This is a genomic window from Cupriavidus sp. WGlv3 (assembly GCF_023952475.1).
Lineage (GTDB): Bacteria > Pseudomonadota > Gammaproteobacteria > Burkholderiales > Burkholderiaceae > Cupriavidus > Cupriavidus phytorum.
Genome location: NZ_JALHRX010000001.1, coordinates 158,788 through 184,316 on the forward strand (window position 1 = coordinate 158,788; position 25,529 = coordinate 184,316).

Annotated in this window: 25 protein-coding genes; 5 read left to right on the plus strand and 20 right to left on the minus strand. The window is 68.6% G+C overall.

The window, feature by feature from the left end; all coding sequences use genetic code 11:
- Positions 1 to 22 precede the first annotated feature (22 nt).
- The 6 genes from bamC to MKD38_RS00785 all read right to left on the minus strand — a co-directional run bounded on the left by bamC (position 23) and on the right by MKD38_RS00785 (position 5,201).
- Complete coding sequence (gene bamC / locus MKD38_RS00760; protein ID WP_252674238.1) at positions 23 to 1,261, minus strand: NlpB/DapX family lipoprotein; 1,239 nt, start codon at positions 1,259 to 1,261, stop codon at positions 23 to 25.
- 49 nt (positions 1,262 to 1,310) lie between these two features.
- A complete protein-coding gene (gene dapA / locus MKD38_RS00765; RefSeq protein ID WP_115706531.1) occupies positions 1,311 to 2,195 on the minus strand; it encodes a 4-hydroxy-tetrahydrodipicolinate synthase in 885 nt (294 codons plus the stop codon).
- 137 nt (positions 2,196 to 2,332) lie between these two features.
- On the minus strand, positions 2,333 to 2,911 hold the full coding sequence (locus MKD38_RS00770; protein WP_252674239.1) for a class I SAM-dependent methyltransferase: 579 nt from the start codon (positions 2,909 to 2,911) through the stop codon (positions 2,333 to 2,335).
- Between the two features lie 11 nt (positions 2,912 to 2,922).
- Positions 2,923 to 3,588: a site-2 protease family protein gene (locus MKD38_RS00775; RefSeq protein ID WP_252674240.1), complete on the minus strand. Its 666-nt coding sequence runs from the start codon at positions 3,586 to 3,588 to the stop codon at positions 2,923 to 2,925.
- A gap of 76 nt (positions 3,589 to 3,664) precedes the next feature.
- Complete coding sequence (locus MKD38_RS00780; RefSeq protein ID WP_252674241.1) at positions 3,665 to 4,288, minus strand: L-threonylcarbamoyladenylate synthase; 624 nt, start codon at positions 4,286 to 4,288, stop codon at positions 3,665 to 3,667.
- 67 nt (positions 4,289 to 4,355) lie between these two features.
- The gene (locus MKD38_RS00785; RefSeq protein WP_252674242.1) at positions 4,356 to 5,201 is read right to left on the minus strand and encodes a 3',5'-nucleoside bisphosphate phosphatase; all 846 of its coding nucleotides are present in this window, start codon (positions 5,199 to 5,201) and stop codon (positions 4,356 to 4,358) included.
- A gap of 169 nt (positions 5,202 to 5,370) precedes the next feature.
- Between MKD38_RS00785 and MKD38_RS00790 the strand changes: the two genes are divergently transcribed.
- A complete protein-coding gene (locus MKD38_RS00790; protein WP_252674243.1) occupies positions 5,371 to 6,465 on the plus strand; it encodes an NAD(P)/FAD-dependent oxidoreductase in 1,095 nt (364 codons plus the stop codon).
- Between the two features lie 26 nt (positions 6,466 to 6,491).
- On the opposite strand, the gene MKD38_RS00795 is transcribed toward MKD38_RS00790, so the two are convergent.
- Positions 6,492 to 7,391 carry an alpha/beta fold hydrolase gene (locus MKD38_RS00795; RefSeq protein WP_252674244.1) on the minus strand — a complete coding sequence of 300 codons (900 nt, stop codon included), beginning with the start codon at positions 7,389 to 7,391 and terminating at the stop codon, positions 6,492 to 6,494.
- A 163-nt stretch (positions 7,392 to 7,554) separates the two neighbouring features.
- On the opposite strand from MKD38_RS00795, the gene MKD38_RS00800 reads away from it, so the two are divergent.
- Entirely contained in the window at positions 7,555 to 9,294 is a 1,740-nt protein-coding gene (locus MKD38_RS00800) for an acetate--CoA ligase (RefSeq protein ID WP_252674245.1), read from the plus strand.
- Here the strand turns inward: MKD38_RS00800 and MKD38_RS00805 are convergent.
- On the minus strand, positions 9,291 to 10,145 hold the full coding sequence (locus tag MKD38_RS00805) for a ferritin-like domain-containing protein (RefSeq protein WP_252674246.1): 855 nt from the start codon (positions 10,143 to 10,145) through the stop codon (positions 9,291 to 9,293). The genes MKD38_RS00800 and MKD38_RS00805 overlap by 4 nt on opposite strands.
- Before the next feature lie 158 nt (positions 10,146 to 10,303).
- Between MKD38_RS00805 and MKD38_RS00810 the strand changes: the two genes are divergently transcribed.
- The 3 genes from MKD38_RS00810 to MKD38_RS00820 all read left to right on the plus strand — a co-directional run bounded on the left by MKD38_RS00810 (position 10,304) and on the right by MKD38_RS00820 (position 12,445).
- The gene (locus MKD38_RS00810; RefSeq protein ID WP_018006882.1) at positions 10,304 to 10,828 is read left to right on the plus strand and encodes a gamma carbonic anhydrase family protein; all 525 of its coding nucleotides are present in this window, start codon (positions 10,304 to 10,306) and stop codon (positions 10,826 to 10,828) included.
- Between the two features lie 37 nt (positions 10,829 to 10,865).
- On the plus strand, positions 10,866 to 11,867 hold the full coding sequence (hslO, locus tag MKD38_RS00815; protein WP_252674247.1) for an Hsp33 family molecular chaperone HslO: 1,002 nt from the start codon (positions 10,866 to 10,868) through the stop codon (positions 11,865 to 11,867).
- Between the two features lie 155 nt (positions 11,868 to 12,022).
- Entirely contained in the window at positions 12,023 to 12,445 is a 423-nt protein-coding gene (locus MKD38_RS00820) for a hypothetical protein (RefSeq protein ID WP_252674248.1), read from the plus strand.
- A 60-nt stretch (positions 12,446 to 12,505) separates the two neighbouring features.
- On the opposite strand, the gene ftsB is transcribed toward MKD38_RS00820, so the two are convergent.
- The 12 genes from ftsB to edd all read right to left on the minus strand — a co-directional run bounded on the left by ftsB (position 12,506) and on the right by edd (position 25,407).
- On the minus strand, positions 12,506 to 12,847 hold the full coding sequence (ftsB, locus tag MKD38_RS00825; RefSeq protein ID WP_025582264.1) for a cell division protein FtsB: 342 nt from the start codon (positions 12,845 to 12,847) through the stop codon (positions 12,506 to 12,508).
- Positions 12,848 to 13,014: 167 nt separating this feature from the next.
- Positions 13,015 to 14,304, minus strand: coding sequence for a phosphopyruvate hydratase (gene eno, locus MKD38_RS00830; RefSeq protein WP_252674249.1), 1,290 nt, complete (start codon positions 14,302 to 14,304; stop codon positions 13,015 to 13,017).
- 116 nt (positions 14,305 to 14,420) lie between these two features.
- On the minus strand, positions 14,421 to 14,714 hold the full coding sequence (locus MKD38_RS00835; protein ID WP_111519669.1) for a DUF1330 domain-containing protein: 294 nt from the start codon (positions 14,712 to 14,714) through the stop codon (positions 14,421 to 14,423).
- Positions 14,715 to 14,805: 91 nt separating this feature from the next.
- Complete coding sequence (gene kdsA / locus MKD38_RS00840) at positions 14,806 to 15,675, minus strand: 3-deoxy-8-phosphooctulonate synthase (protein WP_252674250.1); 870 nt, start codon at positions 15,673 to 15,675, stop codon at positions 14,806 to 14,808.
- A 27-nt stretch (positions 15,676 to 15,702) separates the two neighbouring features.
- Positions 15,703 to 17,355: a CTP synthase gene (pyrG, locus tag MKD38_RS00845; RefSeq protein ID WP_171517329.1), complete on the minus strand. Its 1,653-nt coding sequence runs from the start codon at positions 17,353 to 17,355 to the stop codon at positions 15,703 to 15,705.
- 128 nt (positions 17,356 to 17,483) lie between these two features.
- Positions 17,484 to 18,290 carry an alpha/beta fold hydrolase gene (locus tag MKD38_RS00850; protein WP_252674251.1) on the minus strand — a complete coding sequence of 269 codons (807 nt, stop codon included), beginning with the start codon at positions 18,288 to 18,290 and terminating at the stop codon, positions 17,484 to 17,486.
- Positions 18,291 to 18,303: 13 nt separating this feature from the next.
- On the minus strand, positions 18,304 to 19,125 hold the full coding sequence (locus MKD38_RS00855; RefSeq protein ID WP_240074097.1) for a proteasome-type protease: 822 nt from the start codon (positions 19,123 to 19,125) through the stop codon (positions 18,304 to 18,306).
- A 114-nt stretch (positions 19,126 to 19,239) separates the two neighbouring features.
- Positions 19,240 to 20,079, minus strand: a complete 840-nt coding sequence (locus tag MKD38_RS00860; RefSeq protein ID WP_252674252.1) for a transglutaminase family protein — start codon at positions 20,077 to 20,079, stop codon at positions 19,240 to 19,242.
- 46 nt (positions 20,080 to 20,125) lie between these two features.
- A complete protein-coding gene (locus MKD38_RS00865) occupies positions 20,126 to 21,097 on the minus strand; it encodes an alpha-E domain-containing protein (protein ID WP_252674253.1) in 972 nt (323 codons plus the stop codon).
- A 22-nt stretch (positions 21,098 to 21,119) separates the two neighbouring features.
- Positions 21,120 to 22,595, minus strand: coding sequence for a circularly permuted type 2 ATP-grasp protein (locus MKD38_RS00870; protein WP_252674254.1), 1,476 nt, complete (start codon positions 22,593 to 22,595; stop codon positions 21,120 to 21,122).
- Between the two features lie 342 nt (positions 22,596 to 22,937).
- Positions 22,938 to 23,444, minus strand: a complete 507-nt coding sequence (locus tag MKD38_RS00875) for a gluconokinase (RefSeq protein WP_252674255.1) — start codon at positions 23,442 to 23,444, stop codon at positions 22,938 to 22,940.
- A gap of 70 nt (positions 23,445 to 23,514) precedes the next feature.
- Positions 23,515 to 25,407, minus strand: coding sequence for a phosphogluconate dehydratase (edd, locus tag MKD38_RS00880; protein ID WP_252674256.1), 1,893 nt, complete (start codon positions 25,405 to 25,407; stop codon positions 23,515 to 23,517).
- Positions 25,408 to 25,529 lie beyond the last annotated feature (122 nt).

The window sequence follows — 25,529 nt, forward strand, 5'->3', positions numbered from 1 at the left end:
AAGCCAGCACTCATGCGCCGGCTCAGTGCAGTTGCTCGTCGATCAGCGACAGGATGCGCTTGCCGACTTCGCCGTTCTCGGGCTGGCCGGCGTCGTTGAGCACCGTCACCAGCGTGCCGCTGCCCGTGCCCTTGAGCGAGACGCGGTACTTCTTGGCGGTCTTGGGATCATCCGGCTTGGTGAACAGCTTGGAGAAGAAGCCGCGGTTGTCGACCGTGTTGCGCGGGTCGACATAGCGCACGAAGTACAGCCCTTGCGCGCGATCGCGGTCTTCGACGGTGAAGTTGACTCGGTCCAGCGACAGGCCCACCGAGCGCCAGGCGCGGTCGAACGGCTCGGGCAGCTGCAGCGCAGGGGCGCCGTTGACCTGGGCCAGGTACGACTTGTTCGGCGCGGCCCCGTCAGCACCGGCAGCGGCACCCGCGGCGGCCGCAGTGCCGGCGGCAGCGCCCGCCGCCGCGGCGGTATTGCCGGCCGGCGTCGGGTTCTTGGCCATGCGGTCGGCCTGCTCCTTCTGCACGCCCAGGCGCTGGGCCAGGCGCGACAGGAATTCGGCTTCCAGCTCGGGATCGGCCGGGCGCGGAGTCCACACGGTGCTCGACTTGTCGATGCCGGTCAGCTGTTCCTGCGCGCCGCGGTGGCTGATGAAGACTTCCAGCGTGCCGTTCTGCGAGCGCTCGACGCGGGTGCGGAACTTGTCGCGCTCCGAGGTCGAGTACAGGCCGTCGAACACCTTGCCGATGGTGTTGCGGATGATGTCCTGCGGGATCTTGGCGCGGTTCTCTGCCCAGTCGGTTTCCATGATGCCGGTCTCGGGCGAGTCCTGCACCAGCAGGAAACCGCTCTCCTGCCAGAAGCCGCGCAGTTGCTGCCACAGCTGGTCGCCGCGCATGCCGTTGCTGATCACCAGCCAGCGCTGGTTGCCGTCGCGCTCCATGCGGATGCCCTGCGCCGACGGCAGCACGTTCTCGGTCGGCGATTGCTCGCGCACCTTGGTGGCCTGGCTGTAGGTCGAGAGCGTCGAGGTGCCGTTGGCATCGGGCACCGAGTAACGACGGTCGCCTTCCAGCTTGGTCAGGTCGGGCGGCACGTCCAGCGTGGGCGTGCGCTTCGAGGCCGACGACTTGTAGTCGATCTTGTCGGGCTGCATGGCCTCGTTGAGGCTGCTGCAGCCGGTCAACACACCTGCGGCGAGCACGGGCACAACCAGGGCGGCGCGGCGGACTTGCGTCGCGCCACGGCGGTTAAGCTTCAGTTTCATTGACACGCAATCCTAGTAGGTAAGGCGGACAGCAGGACGCCGCGGAAAATCAGGCCAGCAGGCCGGCGGCGGCCAGTGCCTTGCGTACGTAGTCGTGGTTGCCCTCGGACAGCGGGGTCAGCGGCAGGCGGATACCGCCTGCCATCTTGCCCATCTGCTGGAGCGCCCACTTGACGGGGATCGGATTGGCTTCGATGAACATGGCCTGGTTCAGCCCGATCAGTTCCATGTGCAGGCGGCGCGCGGTGACGACGTCGCCCTTCAGTGCCGCCGCGCACATCTCGTGCATCTTGCGCGGCGCCACGTTAGCGGTCACCGAGATATTGCCGTGGCCGCCCAGCAGGATCAGCGCCACCGCGGTGGGATCGTCGCCGCTGTAGATGGCGAAGCCTTCCGGCGCGCCCTTGATCAGCTGCGCGGCACGGTCGATATTGCCGGTCGCTTCCTTGACACCGACGATGCCCGGCACCTGCGCCAGACGCAGGATGGTCTCGTTGTTCATGTCCGCGACCGTGCGGCCGGGGACGTTGTACAGCAGCACCGGCAGCTCCACCGCTTCGGCGATGGTGCGGAAATGCCGGTACATGCCTTCCTGGGTCGGCTTGTTGTAGTACGGCACGACCTGCAGCGAGGCATCGGCGCCCACCTTCTTGGCGAAGGCGGTCAGCTCGATGGCTTCCTTGGTGGAATTGCCGCCGGTCCCCGCGATGATCGGGATGCGCTTGCCGGCCTGTTCGACGGCAACGCGGATCAGTTCACAGTGCTCCTCGACGGTCACCGTCGGGGACTCGCCGGTGGTGCCCACGATCACGATGGCGTCGGTGCCTTCGGCAACGTGCCAGTCGACCAGTGCGCGCAGGGCCGGGAAGTCCAGGCTGCCGTCCTCTTGCATCGGGGTGACGATGGCAACGATGCTGCCGGTAATCTGTGTCATAACGTTAGGGAATTCGGGATGCGAATAACGGGATTGTACCGGAACCGCAGGCCGCTTCGACCGCTGCCCGGACAGGGGTTGATACCAACTGTTTCAACGCATGCGGCGCCGTTTGCGCCGACAGCGCGGCGCGCCGCTCAGGGATCGAGCCGGTAGCGTGGCGGCGCGGCCGCACCAGCTGCCGGCGCCGCCTCGCGCACCGCACATAGGCGCTGCACGAAGGCTGTTTTCGGCACTTCGACCACGCCGTCCTCGTAGGCCACCACGCGCAGCCCATGGGCGTGCGCGACCTCGAGCAGCTCGCCCGGGCGCAGCAGGAAATCCGGCCGCGACGGCTTGCCCACGGTCTCGTTGCCAGCGGCGAAGGTTTCGTAGATCCAGCAGCCGCCCGGCGCCAGCGCGGCCGCCAGGTGCGGCCACAGCGGCCGGTGCAGGTAGTTGGTGACGACGATGGCGTCGAACGGGGCCTCGCCGGCCAGCGGCCAGTCGCCCTGCTCCAGGTCGGCCGCGCGTCCGACGACGTCGGCGGGCAGGCTGGCGATGGCGTCGGCATCGCGGTCGACCGCCAGCACCTGGTGGCCGCGCGCGGCCAGCCAGGCGGCATGGCGGCCGCCCCCACAGGCCAGGTCCAGCACCCGCGCGCCCGGGCGCAGCAGATGGGCCCAGCGCGTGACCCAGGCGGAGGGCGCGGCAATACCGGCGTGCGACAGCGTCATGGCAGCCCCGATCAATTGAGCAGAAGCACGATCGGGCGCAGCAGCAGCTCGATCACGGACATCAGCACATTGACCACCGGCGTCATCCAGATGGTGGTGATCACCCCCGCGGCCACCAGCGCCAGCACCACGAAAATGCCGTACGGCTCGATGCGCGACACCGCGCGCGCAATGCCCTGCGGCAGCAGCGCGGTCAGCACGCGGCCGCCATCCAGCGGCGGCACCGGGAACAGGTTGAAGGCCGCCACCACCAGGTTGACGCGCACGCCGGCCAGCGCCATCTCGCCGAAAAACGGCTCGCGCACGCCGCCCCAGGTCAGGCCGATCGCCAGCAGCACCCAGACGAAGGCCTGCACCACGTTGCTGGCCGGGCCCGCCAGCGCCACCCACATGCCATGCCAGCGCGGGTTGCGCAGGCGCTCGAACACCACCGGCACCGGCTTGGCGTAGCCGAACACGAACTGGCCGCTGGTCATGATGTACAGCAGCAGCGGCACGGCGATGGTGCCGATCGGGTCGATATGGCGGATCGGGTTCAGGCTGACGCGCCCGAGGGCATAGGCGGTGCTGTCGCCGAACAGCTTGGCCACGTAGCCGTGCGAGGCCTCGTGCAGCGTGATGGCGAACAGCACCGGCAGGGCATAGACCGCGAAGGTCTGGATAAGGGAGGAATCCATGAGCGCTATTGTAGCGGCCCGCCGCCGCCCGGGCGCACGCTGGTGCACCCGACCGCAGGCGCGGCGGCGCCGCGGGTCAGAGGCCGAAGCGGGCGATGTCGCCGCGGCCGGCGCGCACCAGTTCCGGCTCGCCGCCGGTCAGGTCGATCACCGTGGTCGGCTGCGCCGGCGCCGGCCCGCCGTCCACCACCAGGTCGAGCTGTTTTTCCAGCCGCGCGCGGATCTGCGCCGGATCGTTGAGCGGTTCCTCGTCGCCCGGCAGCTGCAGCGTCGCCGAGATCAGCGGCTCGCCGGTCTCGCCCAGCAGCGCCAACGGGATGGCATGCTCGGGCACGCGCACGCCGATGGTCTTGCGCGCCGGGTGCGACAGCCGCCGTGGCACCTCCTTGGTCGCCTCCAGGATGAACACATACGGGCCCGGCGTGGCGCCCTTGAGCCAGCGGTACTGGCGGTTGTCGACACGGGCAAAGTTGCCGAGCTCGGACAGGTCGCGGCACATCAGCGTCAGGTGGTGGCGGTCGTCGATGCCGCGCAGCCGGCGCAGGCGCTCGACCGCGGCCTTGTCGTCGAGCCGGCACGCCAGCGCATAGCTGGAGTCGGTCGGCAGCGCGATCAGCCCGCCCTTCTGCAGGATCTGGGCCGCCTGCTTGAGCAGGCGCGACTGCGGGTTGAGCGGATGGATCTCGAAGTACTGGGACATGGGCCAGGGAGCGGAGTCGGATGGAACGGAGCGGCATCCGGGGGCTGGCCCCGGCCAGGCGGGGCGCCTACCAGTCGTGCCAGACCGGCGTGACCGTGGGCGGCAGCGGCGGCAGCGTGCCGAGTTCCACCCGGCCCTCGCCGGGCCCATGGAAGTCCGTGCCGCGCGAAGCCAGCAAGCCGTAGCGCCGCGCCACCTCGGCGTAGCGGCGGTACTGGTCGAGCGTATGGCTGCCGGTCACCACCTCGACCGCGCCACCGCCCAGCGCCGTGAATTCATCGAACAGGGCGTCGTGCTGGGTGTCGGTGTAGTGGTAGCGGCCCGGGTGCGCCATCACCGCGATGCCGCCGGCGGTGCGGATCCAGCCCACCGCTTCGGCCAGGCTGGCCCAGCGGTGGCCGACATAGCCCGGACGCCCCTCCGACAGGTACTCGCTGAAAACATCGCCGATGCTGGCGCAGCGGCCCTGGTCGACCAGCCAGCGTGCGAAATGCGTGCGCGAGATCAGGTCGGGGTTGCCCACGTACTGCAGGGCCCCTTCATAGGCACCGTCGATGCCAACCCTGGCCAGCGCATCGGCGATATCGCGCGCGCGGCGCGCGCGGCCCGAGCGGGTCTCGGTCAGGCCATCGATCAGTTCCGGGCAGAACGGGTCAATCTGCAGGCCGACGATATGCACGGTCTGCCCGGCCCAGGTCACCGAGATTTCGACGCCCGGCACATAGCGCATGCCGAATTCCTCGGCCGCGGCGCGTGCCTCGGCCTGTCCGCCCAGCTCGTCGTGATCGGTCAGCGCCCAGAACGCAACCCCCGCGTCGCGGGCGATCTGCGCCACGGCGCGCGGCGCCAGCGTGCCGTCGGAAACGGTGGAATGGCAATGCAGGTCGGCATTGATGGCGTGGGCGTTTTGCATGGTGGCAATTCTACTCCGGTCGCCCCTGGCCTGCGCGGCGCCGCCGCCTCCCGACCGGCCAGGCAAAGCCATGCCGGCAACGCTGGCGTCGGCGGAAAGGCGCCGGCTGCGGGGTATAGTCGGGCTTTGCATCGTCGATTCGCGGGCACCTGGCGTGCCTGCCATGCCCATGTCCACCGCTACCCCAGCCACCGCTCCCGCCACCGCCCCGGCCACCACCACCGATGTCCTGATCGTCGGTGCCGGCCCCGTTGGCCTGTTCGCCGCGTTCCAGGCCGGCGTGCTCGGCCTGAAATGTGAACTGATCGATGTGCTCGACCGCGCCGGCGGCCAGTGCACCGAGCTCTATCCCGAGAAGCCGATCTACGACATTCCCGCGGTGCCGGGATGCCTGGCGCAGGACCTGGTGGACCGGCTGCTGGAGCAATGCGCCCCGTTCGACTTCCCGATGCACTTCGGCCAGCGCGCCGAAAGCGCCGCCGAAATCCCGGCGCCAGCCGCGCCGGAAGGCCATGCCGGGCACCAACGCCTGCTGGTAACGACCGACGGCGGCAAGCGCTTCGATGTCGCCGCGGTGCTGGTCTGCGCCGGCGCCGGCGCGTTCGCGCCGCAGCGCGTGGCGCTGCCCGAGGCGCCGGCGCTGGAAGGCCGCCACGTGCACTACGCGGTGCGCGATGTCTCGCACTTCGCCGGCAAGCGCGTGATCGTCGCCGGCGGCGGCGACTCGGCGCTGGACTGGGCCCTGGCGCTGCGCAAGGTCGCCGCGCGCGTGACGCTGCTGCACCGGCGCGAGGGCTTCCGCGCCGCCGACGGCAGCGTCGCCGAGATGCGCCGCGCGGTGGCCGAGGGCGAGATGGACTTCGTGGTCGGCATGCTGGGCGCACTGCGCACCGAAGGCGCGGACGGCGCGCTCAGCGAAGTCGAAGTGCGGACCCGCGACGGCAGCACCGTGCTGCCCGCCGAGGAACTGGTGGCGCTGTACGGCCTGGTGTCCGAGCCCGGCCCGATCGCGCAGTGGGATATGGATATGCGCGCCGGCCGCATCCTGGTCGATACCACCACCTACGAAAGCTCGCGCCGCGGCATCTTCGCCGCCGGCGATATCGCGTTCTACCCCAACAAGCAGAAGCTGATCCTGTCAGGCTTCCACGAGGCCGCGCTGGCATTGCGCCGCGCCTACCACTACGCCTTCCCGGAAAAGGCGCTGGTGCACGTGCACACCAGCAACAACGCCGCGCTGAAGGAAAAGCTCACCCACGCCTGAAGCCTGCACTGCCGCAGGCGCCGGTATCACCGGCCGGCACAGAACGATTCCACCAGTTCCGCCACGGCCGCGGGCTGGTCGTGGTGCAGCATATGGCCGGCGTCCTCCACCACCGCCTCGCGGAAGTCGCGGAAGGCGCTGAAGCGCTGCCTGAATTCGTCGATGGCCTGCTTGTGGGCGATATGGCGCAGCGTCTCCGAATCGCGCGCTTCCACATGCAGCACCGGCGCGGTGACCTGCGCCCACACCGCCATCACTTCATCGAGCCGGTACAGCATCGGGTTGACCAGCTTGTGCGCGGGGTCGCCCAGGATCTCCCAGCGGCCCTCGGCATTGCGGCGCGACCAGTGCGCGGCCAGGAACGCGGCGCGGTCGTCCGGCAGGCGCGGGTTGGTCTTCTGCAGGCGCGCGGCCACGCCATCGAGGCTGTCATAGGTCTTCAGCTCGGCGCCGGCGCGCACTTCGTCGAGCCAGCGCGCATAGCGCCGGGGCGCATGCTCGGGCCGCGTCGCGGTCATGCCGAAGCCCTCCAGGTCCACCACGTGGCGCACGCGCTGCGGGCGGATGCCGGCATACAGGCAGATCACGTTGGCGCCCATGCTGTGGCCGACCAGGTCGACCTGCCCTTCGGGCGCATAGTGGTCGAGCAGAGCCTCGAGGTCGGCGAGGTAGTCGGCAAACCAGTACGACTGCGTGCCGGGGTAGCGCGTGGGCCAGTCGGTCGCGCCGAAGCCGCGCCAGTCCGGCGCGATCACGTGCCAGTCGCCGCGCAGGTGGTCGACCAGGAACTGGAACGACGCGGCCACGTCCATCCACCCATGCAGCATGAACAGCTTGCGCGCACCAGGCGTGCCCCAGTGGCGCACGTGGTAGCGCAGCCCGCGCACCGTGATAAATTCAGACCGCGAGGTTTCCTTGATTGTCATTGTCTCCACCCTTGCGTCGGGATCTTGCCCGCCGCGGGGGCTGGCGGGGAAACCACGACAAAATAGAACGATCGTTCGCTTGTGCGCATTATAGCGGCAGCGGCTGTCAGCGCCGCTGACCGCTCGCCGTTTGCCGCGAGGCGGACCCCAACGGAGACCCTGAATGGCCGCAGCTGCCTTGCCGGCAAGCCGGCGCGACGACTACCGCGCCCTGTACGAATCGTTCCGCTGGGAAATTCCGGCGCAGTTCAACATCGCCGAAGCCTGCTGCGGCCGCTGGGCCCGCGACCCGGCCAGCATGGACCGCATCGCGGTCTATACCGAGCACGAGGACGGTCGCCGCAACGCGCACAGCTTTGCCTATATCCAGGCCGAGACCAACCGGCTGGCGGCGGCGCTGCGCGCGCTGGGCGTGGCCCGCGGCGACCGCGTCGCGATCGTGATGCCGCAGCGCATCGAGACCGTGATCGCGCATATGGCGATCTACCAGCTCGGCGCCATCGCCATGCCGCTATCGATGCTGTTCGGGCCCGAGGCGCTGGCCTACCGCATCGCGCACAGCGAAGCCGGCGTGGCAATCGCGGACGAGACCTCGATCGACAACCTGCTGGCGGCGCGCCCCGAGTGTCCCGCGCTGGCCACCGTGATCGCCGCCGGCGATGCCCGCGGCCGGGGCGACCACGACTGGGACTTGCTGCTCGCGGCGCAGCTGCCGACCTTCGTCGCCGAGCAGACCAAGGCCGACGAGGCTGCGGTGCTGATCTACACCAGCGGCACCACCGGCCCACCCAAGGGCGCGCTGATCCCGCACCGCGCGCTGATCGGCAACCTGACCGGCTTCGTCTGCTCGCAGAACTGGTATCCGCAGCACGACGACGTGTTCTGGAGCCCGGCCGACTGGGCCTGGACCGGCGGCCTGTGGGACGCGCTGATGCCGGCGCTGTACTTCGGCAAGCCGATCGTCGGTTACCAGGGTCGCTTCTCCGCCGAGCGTGCCTTCGAGCTGCTGGAGCGCTATGCCGTCACCAACACCTTCCTGTTCCCGACCGCGCTCAAGCAGATGATGAAGGCCTGCCCCGAGCCGCGCCGGCACTACGACATCCGCCTGCGCGCGCTGATGAGCGCCGGCGAGGCGGTGGGCGAGACCGTGTTCGGCTGGTGCCGCGACGCGCTCGGCGTGCTGGTCAACGAGATGTTCGGTCAGACCGAGATCAACTACATCGTCGGCAACTGCACCGCGCAGAACGACGACGCACGGCTGGGCTGGCCGGCCCGGCCGGGTTCGATGGGACGCCCCTACCCCGGCCACCGCGTGCAGGTGATCGACGACGAAGGCCGCCCCTGCGCGCCGGGCGAGGACGGCGAGGTGGCGGTGTGCGCCACCGACAGCGCCGGCCATCCGGACCCGGTGTTCTTCCTCGGCTACTGGAAGAACGAAGCCGCCACCGCGGGCAAGTACACCGAGCGCGACGGCCTGCGCTGGTGCCGCACCGGCGACCTGGCGCGCGTCGATGCCGACGGTTACCTGTGGTACCAGGGACGTGCCGACGATGTGTTCAAGTCCTCGGGCTACCGCATCGGGCCTAGCGAGATCGAGAACTGCCTGCTCAAGCATCCCGCGGTCTCCAACTGCGCCGTGGTGCCGTCGCCCGATCCGGAGCGCGGCGCGGTGGTCAAGGCCTTCGTGGTGCTGACGCCGTCGGTGGCGCGTTCGTTCGACGGCGACGCCGCGCTGGTCGCGGAGCTGCAGGCGCATGTGCGTGGCCAGCTGGCGCCGTACGAATATCCGAAGGCGATCGAATTCATCGACCAGTTGCCGATGACGACCACGGGCAAGATCCAGCGGCGCGTGTTGCGGCTGCTGGAACAGGAGCGCGCCGCCGAGCGCCTCCGCTCAGCCTAGCCGGCCGATGCCTCCAGCCACGCCAGCTCGTCCTCGTCGAAGCCCGCGGCGCGGCGGGCCTCGAGGTTGAAGGGTCCGCGCAGCTTCGGCGCGCGGTACTGTTCGGCCAGCCGCGCGTAGGTGACGACGGGATCGAGCCCGCGCTGCGCGCACAGCCAGCGGTACCAATGGTTGCCGATGGCGACGTGGCCGACCTCGTCGCGCAGGATGATGTCGATGATGGCCGCGGCGGCATGGTCGCCGGCGCCGGCCAGCCGGGCGCGCACCGGCGGCGAGGCATCGAGCCCGCGCGCCTCGAGCGTGCGCGGCACCAGCGCCATGCGCGCGAGCACGTCACCGGCGGTCTTGTCGGTCATCTCCCACAGGCTGTTGTGGGCCGGGAAATCGCCGTAGGCGGCGCCGAGGGTGGCGAGGTGGTCGGCCAGCAGCGTGAAGTGGTAGGCCTCTTCATCGGCCACGCGCAACCAGTCGCGGTAGTACGCGGGCGGCATGCCGGCAAAGCGCCAGGCCGCGTCCAGCGCCAGGTTGATGGCATTGAACTCGATATGGCACAGCGCGTGGATCATCGCCGCGCGCCCGGCCGCGGTCTGCAGCGAGCGGCGCCGCTCGACGTGCTGGGGCGCCACCAGGGCGGGCCGCGCCGGTCGGCCAGGGATCGCGTGGGTGGCCTCGGCATGGATCGCCTCGCCCGCTTCCAGGGCGGCATCGGGCAACGTCATCACATGGCGATAAAGTGCGCGCGCCGCCACGGCCTTGTCGCGCGGATCCGTCCGGCACAGCACCGCCAGCGCCTGCCGGCGTGGCGAAGGAGACGGGTCAGGCGGCGCGGCGTCGGGTGTTTTTTCTGGCATGGGCGTAAAATCCGGGTCTGCCGCCATTGTAGGGCCTGGCCGGCGCCCGCCTGCCGCGCCAGCCGCGCAGCGCGGCGCCGCCCCGTTCCCCGGCACCGGCCCTTTAAAGTCCGGCGGCAACCCCCACTTCAACCAAAGCCATTCGTGCAGGAGACCTCATGGCGCTTTACCAGCTCGGCGACGTCAAGCCCAGTATCGACAGCGAAGCCTACGTGGCCCCCGAAGCCACCATCATCGGCAACGTGACCCTCAAGTCCCGCGCCAGCGCCTGGCCCGGTGTCGTGATCCGCGGCGACAACGAGCCGATCGTGGTCGGCGCGGACACCAATATCCAGGAGGGTTCGGTGCTGCATACCGACCCGGGCTGTCCGCTAACGCTGGGCGACAAGGTCTCGATCGGCCACCAGGCCATGCTGCACGGCTGCACCGTGGGCGAAGGCTCGCTGATCGGGATCCAGGCCGTGGTGCTGAACCGTGCCGTGATCGGCAAGGAATGCCTGGTGGGCGCCGGCGCCGTGGTGACCGAGGGCAAGGTGTTCCCGGACCGCTCGCTGATCCTGGGCGCGCCCGCCAAGGTGGTGCGCCAGCTGACCGATGCGGATGTCGCCAACCTTTACCGCAATGCCGAGACCTACGCCACGCGGCAGGCCCTGTACAAGCAACAGCTCAAGCGGATCGGCTGACGACCGCCGAGCCTCTACCGAAACCCGACCGATTATTGTGACCGATACCACCACCCCCGACACCCTGCAGAAATTCCTGTTCGACGCGGCCCCCGTGCGCGGCGAGCTGGTGCGCATGGAAGCCACCTGGCAAGAAGTGCTCGGCCGCCACAGCTACCCTGCCCCGGTGCGCCGGCTGCTGGGCGAGATGATGGCCGCCGCGGCGCTGCTGTCGGCCAACCTGAAGTTCAACGGGGCGCTGGTGATGCAGCTGCACGGCGACGGCCCGGTGCGCATGCTGGTGGTGGAATGCCTGTCCGACCTGTCGATGCGCGCCACCGCCAAGCTGGCCGAGGGCGCGCAGCTGGCCGACGATGCCACGCTGGCGCAGATGGTCAACGTACACGGCCACGGCCGCTTTGCCATCACGCTGGACCCGAAGGACAAGCTGCCGGGCCAGCAGCCGTACCAGGGCATCGTGCCGCTGGCCGATGCGCACGGCCCGCTGGGCTCGATCAGCGCCGTGCTGGAGCACTACATGCAGGCCTCCGAACAGCTCGACACGCGCCTGTGGCTGGCCGCGGACGATCATGTCGCCGCCGGCATGCTGCTGCAGAAGCTGCCGGCCTACGGCGGCACCGCCGAAGTCGGCGAGACCGGCGCGCCGCTGGCCAGCCACGCCAAGGCGCAGGACCTCGACACCTGGGATCGCGCGGTGCAGCTCGGCACCACGCTGAAGGCCGAAGAACTGCTGGCCGAGATGCCCGACACGCTGCTGCGCCGCCTGTTCTGGGAAGACCTGCAGGACGCCGGCCTGCGCGTGTTTGAGCCGCTGACGCCGCATTTTTACTGCAGCTGCTCGCGCCCGAAGGTGGCCGGCATGCTGCAATCGCTGGGCCACGCGGAGATCGAAAGCATCATCGCCGAGCGCGGTCAGGTCGAGATCCACTGCGACTTCTGCGGCCAGCGCTATGAGTTCGACCCGGTCGACTGCGCGCAGCTGTTCTCGGCCACGCCAGTCGCCACTGGCGCCGGCGCCGGCGCAACCCAGCACCACTGATCCGCCTTCGGCAGCGCCTGCGTGCGCTGCCGCACCGGCGCGGGCAATGCGGGGCAGGTGGCGGGCGGCGCGATGGAAACATCGGTGTTGCCGCCCGGTCCAACGGCTGTACGATGGCAGCATCCAGCTGCCGGCCAGCGAGCCTGAGAACCGCCATGTCCGCCCGAGCCAACCCTCCCCTGCCTGACTTCGCCTGCCGCGCCCGTTATCCGTGGCGCGGCGCGGCAGCATGCGCCGCGCTAGGCGCGCTGCTGCTGGCCGCCGGGTGCGCGCAGATCCCGCGCGACGCCAATGGCTCGCCGCCCACCGCGCGGCTGGCGCCGAATGCGCTGCCACCGGCGCCACTGAGCGCCGAAGACAACCAGAAGCTCGACGCGCTCAACCAGCAGGTGCTGCGCGACCAGGCCGCGGCGATCGCGCTGGACCAGCAGGCCGCGGCCGCGCGCGCGGCCTATGCCTATCCCAACACCAGCTGGAACCTGTTTTACGGGGGATGGGGTGGCGGCCACTGGGGCGGCGGCGTCAGCGTCGGCATGCCCGGCTGGGGCTGGGGCGGCTATCCGTACGGCTGGTGGTGAACGAGTTGCGGCTGGCTTGATGCAAGTAGAAGCAAGCCGCCGGCAGTCATGGTGAACGGCTTAGTGGCCACCCCGGCCGGCAACCGAATTCGGTGGCGGCGGGAGCGGCGGCGTGGCGCTGACCTTGGGCGCCGGCGCGACGAACTGCACGAAGACCTCGCCTTCGCGCACCATGCCCAGCTCATAGCGGGCGCGTTCCTCGATGGCGCCGGTACCGTCCTGAAGGTCGGCCACTTCGCCTTCCAGCTTGGCGTTGCGCAGCTTGAGCGTCTGGTTGCGGGCGCCCTGCTCGGTCAGCTGGCGGTTCAGATCCCACACGCGCAGCCAGCCGCCCTTGCCGAGCCAGAGCGGGTACTGGATGGCAAGCAGCAGCACGAACAACAGCAGCGAAATCAGGCGCATGAAAGGTGGCGGACAGGAATTTCCGCACAATGATCTGCGAACTCCGCCTGGAAGGCAATTGCCAGGCAGATTTCGATACAAAAACGGCGGCGGCCAGGAAGTCCCGACCGCCGCCATGCCATTCGCCCGCAGCCGCTCCCGCTGGCGCGGGAACGACGCGGCAAACCTCAGCGCAGGTTGTAGAACGCGCCCTTGCCCGGGTAGCTGGCGATATCGCCCAGGTCTTCCTCGATGCGCAGCAGCTGGTTGTACTTGGCCATGCGGTCCGAGCGCGACAGCGAGCCGGTCTTGATCTGGCCGGCGTTGGTGCCCACGGCGATGTCGGCAATGGTGCTGTCCTCGGTTTCGCCCGAGCGGTGCGAGATCACGGCGGTGTAGCCGGCGCGCTTGGCCATCTCGATGGCGGCGAAGGTCTCGGTCAGGGTGCCGATCTGGTTGATCTTGATCAGGATCGAGTTGCCGATGCCCTTCTCGATGCCTTCCTTCAGGATCTTGGTGTTGGTGACGAACAGGTCGTCGCCGACCAGCTGCACGCGCTTGCCGAGCTTGTCGGTCAGGGTCTTCCAGCCGTCCCAGTCGCCTTCGGCCATGCCGTCCTCGATCGACACGATCGGGAACTTGTCGCACAGGTTGGCCAGGTAGTCGGCGAACTGCGTCGAGCTCAGCTTCAGGCCTTCGCCTTCCAGCTGGTACACGGCTTCGCCTTCGTGGTAGAACTCGCTCGCGGCGCAGTCCAGCGCCAGCAGCACGTCCTCGCCGGCGCGATAGCCGGCCTTCTCGATGGCCTGCACGATGGTGTTCAGGCACTCCTCGTTGGACGAGAAGTTCGGGGCGAAGCCGCCTTCGTCGCCCACCGCGGTGGACATGCCCTTGTCGGCCAGGATTTTCTTCAGCGCGTGGAAGATCTCGGCGCCGCAGCGCAGCGCTTCGCGGAAGCTGGTCTGCGACACCGGCATGACCATGAATTCCTGGATGTCCAGGCTGTTGTTGGCATGCGCGCCGCCGTTGACGATGTTCATCATCGGCACCGGCAGCTGCATTGCGCCCGAACCGCCGAAGTAGCGGTACAGCGGCAGGCCGGCTTCTTCAGCGGCGGCCTTGGCGACAGCCATCGACACCGCCAGCATGGCGTTGGCGCCCAGGCGGCCCTTGTTCTCGGTGCCGTCGAGGTCGATCAGGGTGCGGTCCAGGAAGGCCTGCTCGGAGGCGTCCAGGCCCATGATGGCTTCGGAGATCTCGGTGTTGATATGCTCGACCGCCTTCAGCACGCCCTTGCCCAGGTAGCGGCCCTTGTCGCCGTCGCGCAGCTCGATGGCTTCGCGCGAACCGGTCGACGCGCCCGACGGCACCGCGGCGCGGCCCATCACGCCGGATTCCAGCAGCACGTCGCACTCGACCGTGGGATTGCCGCGCGAGTCGAGAACCTCGCGACCGATGATATCTACGATTGCACTCATGAATTCCTCTCTGACTGTTGATTCTTGCTGCTGCGGATCACTTCAACCTGCGCGCGTGTCAGGCGCGTGTCATGTGCGCAAGTCCTGCGCGCATGACGGCTGCCGGGGCTGCCGGCTCAGGCGGCGCCTTCGACCACGATCATATTCATCTTCGCCGCATGCTCGCGCGACTTGCGCGCGGCGCGGTAGGCCTCGCCGTCGTGGAAGGCCTTGGCGGCGTCATAGCTGGGGAATTTCAGCACCACCACGCGCGTCGGCGCCCAGTCGCCCTCGAGCGGCTCGGTCTTGCCGCCGCGCACCAGCACCTCGGCGCCATGGATCTGCATGGCCTTGCTCGAAAGCACCTTGTATTGCTCGTACTGCTGGGGGTCGGTCACGTCGACGTAGGCGATGATAAAGCCCGCGGCCATGGAGAATCTCCCGATTTTTTGTATTGTCTTTCGATATGGTTTGTCACCGCCGGCATCCGTGACCGGCGCGGCGGCGACAAGCCGGGCTGGCTCAGGCGCAGGCCGGCCAGCCGAAGTTGTCTTCCAGGAAGCCGGCGCGCTTGACCAGCGTGTCGAGTTCCTTGAGCACGGACAGCAGTTCCTTCATGCGCGACAGCGGCACCGCGTTGGGGCCGTCGGACATGGCCTTGCTCGGATCCGGATGCGTCTCCATGAACAGGCCCGCGACGCCGGTGGCAACCGCGGCACGCGACAGCACCGGCACGAACTCGCGCTGGCCGCCGGAGCTGGTGCCCTGCCCGCCGGGCAGCTGCACCGAGTGGGTGGCGTCGAACACCACCGGGGCGCCGGTCTCGCGCATGATCGCCAACGAGCGCATGTCCGACACCAGGTTGTTGTAGCCGAACGAAACGCCGCGCTCGCAGGCCATGAAGACGTCGTCGGGCAGACCGGCTTCGCGTGCGGCATCGCGCGCCTTGTCGATCACGTTCTTCATGTCGTGCGGCGCCAGGAACTGGCCCTTCTTGACATTCACCGGCTTGCCGCTCTGCGCGCAGGCACGGATGAAATCGGTCTGGCGGCACAGGAACGCGGGCGTCTGCAGCACGTCGACCACGGCGGCGACGGGCTTGATCTCGTCGATCTCATGGATGTCGGTCAGCACCGGCACGCCGATCTCGCGCTTGACGTGGGCCAGGATCTCCAGGCCCTTCTCCATGCCAAGGCCGCGGAACGACTTGCCCGACGAGCGGTTGGCCTTGTCGAACGACGACTTGTAGATGAACGGGATGCCGAGCTCGGTGGTGATGGCCTTGAGCTCGCCCGCGGTATCCAGCGCCATCTGCTCGGACTCGATCACGCACGGACCGGCGATCAGGAAGAACGGCTGGTCGAGGCCGGCCTCGAATCCACAGAGTTTCATGACTGTCTCTCCTGCTTGCGCCGGGCCTTACGCGCCCTTGCGCTGCTGGCTGGCCAGCGCGGCTTCGACGTAGGCCTTGAACAGCGGGTGGCCGTCGCGCGGGGTCGAGGTGAATTCGGGGTGGAACTGCACGCCGACGAACCACGGGTGCATCGACTCGGGCAGCTCCATCATTTCCGGCAGGTTCTCGGTCGGCGTGCGCGCCGAGATCACCATGCCGGCCTTTTCCAGCGTCGGCACGTAGTGGTTGTTGACCTCGTAGCGGTGGCGGTGGCGCTCGTTGACCTCGGCGCCATAGATGGCGTTGGCCTTGGTGCCTTCCTTGACCGGCACGCGCTGCGCGCCCAGGCGCATGGTGCCGCCCAGGTCGGAATCGGCCGAGCGCTGCTCGACCTTGCCTTCGCGGTCGACCCACTCGGTGATCAGCGCGACCACCGGGTGTTCGGTTTCCAGGTTGAACTCGGTCGAGTTGGCGTCGGCCATGCCGGCCAGGTGGCGCGCAAACTCGATCACCGCCAGCTGCATGCCCAGGCAGATGCCCAGGTAGGGGATCTTGTTCTCGCGGGCGTACTGGATCGCGCGGATCTTGCCTTCGGTGCCGCGCTTGCCGAAGCCGCCCGGCACCAGGATCGCGTCCAGCGGGGCCAGCACTTCGAGGTGGCCCGATTCCAGTTCCTCGGAATCGATGTACTCGATATTGACGCGCGTGGCGGTGTGCATGCCGGCGTGGCGCAGCGCCTCGATCAGCGACTTGTACGACTCGGTCAGGTCGACATACTTGCCGACCATGCCGATGGTGATTTCATGCTCGGGATTTTCCTGGGCGTTGACCAGCTTTTGCCACATCGACAGGTCGGCCGGCTTCGGATCCAGGCGCAGCTCCTCGCAGATCAGGCGGTCCAGGCCCTGCTCGTTGAGCATCTGCGGGATCTTGTAGATGCTGTCCGCATCCCACACCGAGATCACGGCGTCTTGCGGGATATTGGCGAACAGCGAGATCTTGGCGCGCTCGTCGTCCGGGATCGGGCGGTCGGCGCGGCACAGCAGCGCGGTCGGCGAGATGCCGATTTCGCGCAGCTTCTGCACCGAGTGCTGGGTCGGCTTGGTCTTCAGCTCGCCGGCGCTGGCAATGAACGGCACCAGCGTCAGGTGCACGAAGGCGCAGTGGTTGCGGCCCATGCGCAGGCTCATCTGGCGCGCGGCTTCCAGGAACGGCAACGACTCGATGTCACCCACGGTGCCGCCGATTTCCACCAGCGCCACGTCGGCCTTGCCGTCGTGCGACGCGGCCGCGCCCTTCTCGACGAAGGCCTGGATCTCGTTGGTGATATGCGGGATCACCTGCACGGTCTTGCCCAGGTATTCGCCGCGGCGCTCCTTGCGGATCACCGATTCGTAGATCTGGCCGGTGGTGAAGTTGTTCGACTTGCGCATCTTGGCCGAGACGAAACGCTCGTAGTGGCCGAGATCGAGGTCGGTTTCCGCACCGTCTTCCGTGACAAACACCTCGCCATGCTGGAAAGGGCTCATCGTGCCGGGATCGACGTTGATGTAGGGATCGAGCTTGAGGAGGGTGACTTTGAGACCGCGCGACTCAAGAATGGCCGCGAGCGAGGCAGCAGCGATGCCCTTGCCGAGAGAAGAGACGACGCCACCGGTGACGAAGACGAATTTGGTCATAAACCGAGCTTGCCGGGGAAATCGGGATTATACATGAGAGCCCGTTCCCCGCCGACCCGGAAATTGTGACAGCAGCCCGTCCCCGGCGCGCCGCGCGCCCCGTTGGGGCGCATGCGCCGCACGCCCGCTCAGCGCCCCTGCTCGCGCATCGCGCCGATCAGTTCGCGCACCAGTTGCGCGGTCTGCTGCGGCCGTTCCATCGGGTACAGGTGGCCGCCCTCGATAAAGCGCAGGTTGGGCCCGACCAGCCGCCGCGTCGCCCCCAGGCCGCACTGCCGCAACTCGCGCGAGCGCGTGCCGGCGACGAAGCCGACCGGCACCGGCGCGCCGCGCGCGACCTTGCGTCCGAGGCTGGTCGGCAGCGTGCGGTAGATCCAGTATTCGACCTCGCGGTCGAAGCGCAGCCGGCGCTCGCTGTCCTTGCCGGTGGGCTCGGTGCCGTGGATGGCATAGTCGCGTAGCACTTCCTGATCCCACACCGCGAAGTTGGGCTTGGCGCGGAAGTGTTCCCACACCGCCTCGGCGTCCGGCCAATGCGTGCGCCGGTTCCTGGTCACCGCCGCCGGGCCGGGCTTCTCATCGATGCCCAGCATCTGGGCGGTTTTCAACAGCGACGCGCGCCAGCCGGCGATGATCGGCGAGTCCAGCATGACCACGCCGCGCACCCGCTCCGGGCGGCGCAGTGCCGCCATCAGCGACAGGAAGCCGCCCAGCGAATGGCCCACCAGCCACACCGGCTGGCGGTACTGGCGGTCGATGTCGCCCAGCAACTCTTCCACCAGGTGCGGCCAGCCGCGTGTCACCGGGAATTCCGGCTTGTGGCCGTAGCGGTCCACGGCGCGGAACTCGAACTCGCCGTCGAGTTCGCCGAACAGCTTGCGGTAGGTCGTTACCGGGAAGCCGTTGGCGTGGGAAAAATGGATGATCTCGCGCATATCCGCCGTCGCCTCAGTCCGGCTTGCGCGGATGGACGCGCCTGGCCCGCACCGGCTGGGCCCAGCGGTCGGCCTCGCCGGAGCGCGCCAGCGAGAATTCCGCGGGCGCGGCCGGATCCCACTCCGGGTTATGGATCTCGCCGAAGACCTGGCGCAGGCGATGACCCCAGGTGTCGCGGATCATGCGGAAATAGGCGTTGCGCTCGTCGATATTGACAAAGCGGGTCACCTGCAGCGAATCGGCTTCATAGACCAGCAGGTCCAGCGGCAGGCCCACCGAGATATTCGACTTCAGCGTCGAATCCATCGAGATCAGCGCGCACTTGGCCCCTTCCGCCAGCGGCAGCGACGGATGCACGACGCGGTCGACGATGGGCTTGCCGTACTTGGCCTCGCCGATCTGGAAGTAGCAGTTCTCGGGCGTGGCTTCGACGAAATTGCCAGCCGCGTAGATATTGAACAGCCGCACCCGCTCGCCGCGCACCTGGCCGCCGAAGACCAGGCTGACATTGAACTCGATGCCGGCGTCGCGCAGCGCGTGGGCGTCGCGCCGGTGCACCTGGCGCACCGCCTCGCCGACGATCGAGGCGGCCTCGAACATGTCGCGCGCGGTCCACAACGAACGCTTCTCGTCATGGTCCTCGATCAGGATCTGGCGCACCGACTGGCTGATGGCCAGGTTGCCGGCGGTCATCAGCACCATCACCCGGTCGCCAGGCTCCTCGAACACGGTCATCTTGCGCGCGGTGGAGATGGCGTCTACCCCGGCATTGGTGCGGGAGTCGGACAGGAATACCAGGCCGGCATCCAGCCGCATGGCTACACAATACGTCATGGTTTGTCTTGATGTTCTTGGTGGCGGCCGGCATGGGCCGGCAGTGGCCTGCATCACTCTGGATTCTAGCGCCCGTGCACCGGCACCGCGCCACGTCTGGAAGCAAGCACCTAATCAGTTAGAAAGTGGCGTGATTGTTACATTGACTTCCAGCGTCTCGCCGGCGCCGCCGTCCAGAATGCCCCGCACTGGTGCCGCCGACGCGTAATCGCGCCCCACCGCCAGCCGGATATGGCGCTCGTCGGTCAGGCAGCCGTGCGTGATGTCGATGCTGCACCAGATTTCGCCGGCCGGGTCCAGGCATATGTCGGCCCAGGCATGGCTGGCCAGTTCAGTGGCGGCCGGGTCGTAGAAATATCCGCTGACATAGCGCGCCGGGATGCCCAGCGCCCGGCACGCCGCCACCATCACCTGCGCCTGGTCCTGGCACACTCCGCTGCCCAGCGCGAAGGCCTCCGCCGCCGAAGTGCCGACATCGGTGGTGTTGGGCTTGTAGCGCACGCGCTCGCCGATGCCGCGCGCCAGCGCCAGCAGCGCATCGATATCATGCCCGGCCGCCAGGAATGGCGCGGCAAACGCCCGCATCGGCGCCGGCGCCGAGGTCAGCGGCGTGCTGCCGAGGAAGTACAGCGGCGAGACCCGCGCCTCGCCGTCCGGCGGCGCATCGCAGAACGCATGGTGCCCGTCGCGGTCGAGCTCGCCATGCGGCGGCAGCACTTCAACCTCGCCGCTGGCTTCGATGGCGATGGTGCTGGCGGGCCCGGCCACCGTGAAGTTGTGCACGATGTTGCCGAAGCCGTCGCGCGCCGCCGACGGGTTGCCGGGCGTCGACAGCTGCCAGTAGTCCACGGTCTGCAGCGGGCCCGAGCGCGGCTGCAGACGCACTTCGTGCACGCTGCGCCGCACCGGTTCGGTGTAGCGGTAGACGGTATGGTGGTGGATCTTGTATTTCACGGTATCAGGGCGCGGCGGCGGCACGGGGGACTGCCGGCGGCCCGGCTCAGGCTGCCTGCAACGGCACCAGGAAGTCCCGGCTGATGCCGTTGCCGAGGTCGCCGATGCGCTCCAGGAAGCTGGTCAGGTACGCATGCAGGCCGACGGCAAAGATATCGTCGATGCGCGCGTACTTCAGGTCGGCGTGGAGTTTACCAGCCTGCCGCTCGGTTTCCGCCGAATGCTGGTTGCGCACCGTATGCAGGATGGCCACCACCTCGTCCATGCTCGACACCAGCGAACGCGGCATGTCCGGGCGCAGAATCAACAGTTCGGCCACGCGCTGCGGCGTGATCACCGCGCGATAGACCTTGCGGTAGACCTCGAAGCCCGACACCGAGCGCAGGATCGCCGCCCAGTGGTAGAAATCGTTGTGGGCGCCCTGGTCGGGATTGGCCTCGCGCTCCTCGCCCTCCCGGCCGTTAGACGCCTGGAACTTGACGTCGAGAATGCGCGCGGTATTGTCGGCGCGCTCCAGGAAGGTGCCCAGGCGCATGAAGTGGAAGGCATCGTCCTTGAGCATGGTGCCGAACTGCACCCCGCGCGCCAGGTGCGAGCGGAACTTGACCCATTCGAAGAAGCGCGCCGGATCTTCCTTCAGCACGCCATCGGCAATCAGGCGCTGCACCTCCAGCCAGGTGGTGTTGACGGTTTCCCAGACCTCGGTGGTGAGCGAGCCGCGCACCGCGCGCGCGTTCTCGCGCGCCGCGCGCAGGCAACTCATGATCGACGAGGCATTGGTCATGTCGCGCACCATGAAGTCGATCACGTCGTCGCGCGACAGCAGGCCGTACTTGTGGTCGAAGACCTCGGTCAGCTCAGAGATATCGAGCATGGCCCACCAGCCCTGCTCGGCCACTTCGGCCGACTGCGGCAGCAGCGAGGTCTGGTAGTTGACGTCGAGCATGCGCGCGGTATTCTCCGCGCGCTCGGTGTAGCGGGCCATCCAGAACAGGTGGTCGGCGGTGCGGCTCAGCATGCGGGCTCTCCCGAATCGGCGTTCATCGTTCCAGCACCCAGGTGTCCTTGGTGCCGCCACCCTGCGAGGAATTCACCACCAGCGAGCCCTCGCGCAGCGCCACGCGCGTCAGCCCGCCCGGCACCATGCGCACCTCCTTGCCCGACAGCACGAACGGGCGCAGGTCGATATGGCGCGGCGCGATACCGGCGTCGACATAGGTCGGGCAGGTCGACAGCGCCAGCGTGGGCTGTGCGATGTACTGCTCCGGCCTGGAGCGGACCACCTCGCGGAAGGCATCGATCTCGGCGCGCGTCGCTGCCGGCCCGACCAGCATGCCGTAGCCGCCGGCGCCGTGGGTTTCCTTGACCACCAGTTCGGACATATGGTCGAGCACGTACTGCAGGTCCTCGGCGCGCCGGCACATATAGGTCGGCACGTTGCTCAGGATGGCCTCTTCACCCAGGTAGAAGCGGATCATGTCCGGCACATACGGATAGATCGACTTGTCGTCGGCGACGCCGGTGCCGATCGCATTGCAGATGGTCACGTTGCCGGCGCGGTAGACCGACAGCAGGCCCGCGGCGCCGAGCGCGGAATCGGGGCGGAACGCGAGCGGGTCGAGGAAGTCATCGTCGACGCGCCGGTAGATCACGTCGATGCGTTGCGGGCCCTGCGTGGTGCGCATGAACAGGTGGTTGTCCTCGACGAAGAGATCGCTGCCTTCGACCAGCTCCACCCCCATCTGCTGCGCCAGGAAGGCGTGCTCGAAGTACGCCGAGTTGTACATGCCCGGCGTCAGCACCACCACGGTGGGATCGGCGATCGCCTGCGGCGAGACCCCGCGCAGCATGTCGAGCAGCAGGTCGGGATAGTGCGCCACCGGCGCCACGCGGTTGCGCGCGAACAGGTCCGGGAACAAGCGCATCATCATCTTGCGGTTCTCGAGCATGTACGACACGCCGGACGGGACGCGCAGGTTGTCTTCCAGCACGTAGAACTCGCCCTCGCCGGCACGCACCACGTCGATGCCGGCGACATGCGCATAGACGTCGTGCGGCACGTTGACGCCCAGCATCTCGGGCCGGTACTGGGCGTTGTTGTAGATCTGGTCGGGCGGGATCACGCCGGCGCGGATGATGTCCTGGCCGTGGTAGATATCGTGGATAAAGCGGTTCAGCGCGGCCACGCGCTGGCGCAGACCCTTTTCCAGCAGCGCCCATTCGCTCGCCGGGAATATGCGCGGGACCACGTCGAACGGAATGGTGCGCTCGGTGCCGCTGTTGGCTTCGTCCTTGTCGCCGTAGACGGCAAAGGTGATGCCCACGCGCCGGAACACCAGGTCGGCCTCGGCGCGCTTGTTGGCCATGGTGCTTTCGGTCTGCCGCCCCAGCCATTCGGCGAAATGCCGGTAGTGCGGGCGTACCGCCCCTTCAGGCAAGGCCTGTCCCGCATGGATCAGCGCCGGCGCACTGCCGTCGCGCCAGTCCAGCATCTCGTCGAAGTACCGCGCCGCCATGATGGCCGCTCCTCCATGTCGCGGGCGCCGCTGCCGGCCGCCCTGGTTGCCCTGGCTGTCTTGCCCTGCCGCGCGGCCGCGCCGGTTGGCGCAAGCCGCGGTGATGCCGTCGAGTCACCGGCCCTTCCAGCATACCCGTGCCGGCGAAAGCCGCAAGGTGGCCGACGGGCCGCCCGTGCCACCGCTCCCGCGCCGCATCGGCACCGAAACCAGGCTAGCAAGATGCCTGCCAGCGCACGCAAAAACGGCCGCCGGCGAGGCCGGCAGCCGTGGTTGCGAACCATGGAAAAAGCGGGATGCTCGCCCTGGACCATGCCCCTCCGTGGGCACGTTGGCGCAAGGTCAGCGCGCCGCGCCTGCCCCCTGCCGCACGGTGGCCTGCAGGATGGTGTCGACCAGCGCTTCGGGTGACTGGCGGATATCGAGCGCCAGCGCGTCGCCGGGTTCTTCGAGCGTATTGAACTGGCTTTGCAGCAGCTCGGGGTTGAAGAAATGCTCGGTGCGCGCGGACAGGCGCTGGCCGATCAGTTCGGCATCCCCCTTCATGAACACGAAGGTCACGCCGCCGTCGGGCGGAGTCAGGCGGTCGCGGTAGGCCTGGCGCAGCGCCGAGCAGGTGAACACATGGGTGCGGCCTTCGGCTCGGGCGGTGTCGATGGCCGCGCGCATCGCCGCCAGCCAGGGCCAGCGGTCATCGTCGGTCAGCGGGATGCCGGCGTGCATCTTGGCCTTGTTGGCGTCGCTGTGGAAGTCGTCGGCGTCATGGAAGCCGCAGCCCAGCCGCTGCGCCAGCAGCTGGCCGACCGTGGTCTTGCCGCTGCCGGAAACGCCCATCAGGATATAGATCATGTCTGCTCCGTCGGTCTTGGTATCGGATGGTGGGACCATCCTTGTCGGTTGATTGCCTGTCCTGGTCCGGTTATTGTGCGACGGATCGCAACTCGGCGGTACGGCCGTCGGCGCCGGCCGCTGCGGCATCCAGTTCGGACAGGTCGAGTGCGCTGCCGCCCTCTTCCGCGACCCGTGCGTGGCGCCGGAACAGGCCGAACAGGCCGCGCCCCAGGCTGAACTGCGCGAACGGATCGGCAGGCGCGCGTGCCGGCGCCCGCGCCGCGAATTCGGCCTCGTCGCCCAGCCATTGCAGCGTGCCGGCGACGGCGTCGACGCGGATGCGATCGCCATCACGCACGCGCGCCAGCGCGCCGCCTGCCAGCGCCTCGGGGCCGACGTGGATCACCGCCGGCACCTTGCCCGAGGCGCCGGACATGCGCCCGTCGGTCACCAGCGCCACCTTGTGGCCGCCGTCCTGCAGCGCGCCCAGCACCGGGGTCAGCCGGTGCAGCTCCGGCATGCCGTTGGCATTCGGCCCCTGGAAACGCACCACCGCGATCAGGTCGCCTCCCAGTTCGCCAGCGTCGAACGCCGCCTGCAGCGCCTCCTGCGAATCGAACACCCGCACCGGGGCCTCGACCACACGGTGCTCGGGCGCCACGGCCGACACCTTGATCACGCCGCGACCCAGGTTGCCCTGCATCAGCCGCAGGCCGCCCTCGGCGGAGAACGGCGCGGCGGCCGTCGCCAGCACCTGCGGGTCGCCGCTCCGCGCGGCGCCGTCGCGCCAGTGCAGCACGCCGTCCGTCATCACCGGTTCCTGCGCGTAACGGGCCAGGCCCGGGCCCGCCACGGTCTGCACGTCCTCGTGCAGCAGGCCGGCCTGCAGCAGCTCGCGGATCACGAAGCCGGCGCCGCCGGCGGCATGGAAGTGGTTCACATCGGCCGAGCCATTGGGATAGACGCGCGCCAGCAGCGGCGTGATGCGCGACAGCAGGTCGAAATCGTTCCAGTCGATGACGATGCCGGCGGCGCGCGCCATCGCCACCAGGTGGATGGTGTGGTTAGTCGAGCCGCCCGTGGCCAGCAGGCCGACCATGGCATTGGCGATGGCGCGTTCGTCGACGATGCGCGCCAGTGGCAGGTAGTGATCGCCGCGCGCGCGCAGCGCAATCGCGCGCTGCGCCGCCGCGGCCGTCAGCGCATCGCGCAGGCCGCTGTCGGGGTGGACGAAGGCCGCGCCCGGCAGGTGCAGGCCCATGATTTCCATCAGGAACTGGTTGCTGTTGGCGGTGCCGTAGAAGGTGCAGGTGCCGGCGCCGTGATAGGCCTGGCATTCGGCTTCCAGCAGCGCATCGCGCCCGACCTGCCCGGTGGCGTAGAGCTGGCGCACGCGCGCCTTTTCCTTGTTGGGCAGCCCGCTGGCCATCGGGCCCGCGGGCACGAACACCATCGGCAGGTGGCCGAACTGCAGCGCGCCCATCAGCAGGCCCGGCACGATCTTGTCGCACACCCCCAGCATCAGCGCCGCATCGAAGGTGTTGTGCGACAGCGCCACCGCGGTGCCCATGGCAATCGCATCGCGCGAGAACAGCGACAGCTCCATGCCGGCGTTGCCCTGCGTGATGCCGTCGCACATCGCCGGCACCCCGCCCGCCACCTGCGCCACCGCGCCGACCGCGCGCGCGGCCTCGCGGATCACGGCGGGATAGCGCTCGTAGGGCTGGTGCGCCGACAGCATGTCGTTGTACGAGGTCACGATGCCCAGGTTGGGCGCATGCTCGACGCGCAGCTTCAGCTTGTCGCTGGCCGGCAGCGCGGCAAAGCCGTGCGCCAGGTTGGCGCAGGACATGCCGTGCAGCGGCCCCAGCTCCGCCTGCGCTCGGTCGCAGCGGGCAAGGTAGGCGGCACGGCTGGCGCGGCTGCGCGCAACGATGCGGTCGGTAACGGCCTGAAGCTCGGCATGGACGGCGGAAGGCATGGCGTGACGGTCCTTGTGGGCGGAATGAGGCGTAGCGAGGGGCGCCGCAGCGCCGCTATCGTCTGTAGATTTTCTACAGATTGGCCGCCATTATACCCAGCGCCTGCCGCCCGTCGACCCGC